This is a genomic window from Mesotoga sp. HF07.pep.5.2.highcov, from assembly GCF_003666285.1.
In the GTDB taxonomy this organism is placed as follows: domain Bacteria; phylum Thermotogota; class Thermotogae; order Petrotogales; family Kosmotogaceae; genus Mesotoga; species Mesotoga prima.
Genome location: NZ_JFHJ01000016.1, coordinates 1 through 1,098, shown reverse-complemented (window position 1 = coordinate 1,098; position 1,098 = coordinate 1). Strand labels below are relative to the sequence as shown.

The window sequence follows — 1,098 nt, the reverse complement described above, 5'->3', positions numbered from 1 at the left end:
TACGCACTTGGAGTAACTGAGCTTCTCCGCCAGGGAGGATACATAATCGCCACTAAATATGAACCTATGCTGATCTACCTCACGGTTGCAGTAATGTATTTCATAGTAACAATCGCTATCAACAAGACTCTGGGAAGCGTTGAAAAACGACTTGCAATTCCTGGATTCGATGTAAAGGAGACGGTAAGATGAGTAAGGAAAGAGTCGTACTAAGAGTCGAGAATCTCAAGAAGGCCTTCGGTGACAAAGAAGTCTTGAAAGGCGTATCCTTTGACATGAAGGAGGGAGAGACTAAAGTAATTATCGGTCCTAGTGGAACCGGCAAGAGTACGCTTCTTTCCTGTATAAATATGCTTGTTACTCCCGACAGTGGCCAGATCTGGCTCGAAGAGGAAGAGGTTACATCTGCTAAAAATATAAACAAGATTCGTCAGGAGATAGGCTTTGTCTTCCAGGATTTCGGGCTTTTCAACCATCTTACGGCTCTAAAAAACGTCATGGTAGGCCTCACCAAGGTGAAGAAAATCGAGAAGGATTTCGCAAAAGAGATTGCAATGAAAGAGCTTACAAGAGTTGGGCTGGAGAGAGAAGCGAATATGTATCCCGCTCAGCTATCAGGTGGTCAGAAGCAAAGGGTCGGAATCGCTCGTGCGTTAGCAATGAGCCCAAAAATCATTCTTTTTGATGAACCCACATCGGCTTTAGATCCAGAACTGATTGGAGAAGTACTGTCAGTGATGAAGAACCTGGCTGAAAGTGGCATGACAATGCTTGTTGTGACTCATGAAATGGGGTTTGCAAGAACTGTATCTGATGAGATCATCTTTATGGAACACGGTCATATTGTTGAACAGAGTTCCCCTGAAGAAATGTTCAAGAATCCAAAGAATCCTCGAACGAAGGAATTCCTCTTCAAGCTCAGTGAGCTTTACGGGAGTGAATGAAGTGGATAGGATCTGGAAAATTGTCGTTAACTACTGGCCCAAATTTCTGGAAGGCCTTGGGGTTACTCTCGAAATGACTTTGATTGCAGTGGTAATCGGATTTATTATTGGAGTCATCCTCGCAATAGCAAGAGTTTATGGAAACAAACTCTTC

1 protein-coding gene and 1 pseudogene are annotated in these 1,098 nt (G+C 43.4%); both read left to right on the top strand.

The annotated features are described in order from the left end of the window. Nucleotides 1-192: pseudogene (locus BG32_RS00395) on the top strand (amino acid ABC transporter permease); the annotation flags it as partial. Next, the gene (locus BG32_RS00390; protein WP_006492615.1) at nucleotides 189-944 is read left to right on the top strand and encodes an amino acid ABC transporter ATP-binding protein; all 756 of its coding nucleotides are present in this window, start codon (nucleotides 189-191) and stop codon (nucleotides 942-944) included. The pseudogene BG32_RS00395 and the gene BG32_RS00390, both read left to right, overlap by 4 nt. The last annotated feature ends 154 nt before the right edge of the window (nucleotides 945-1,098 follow it).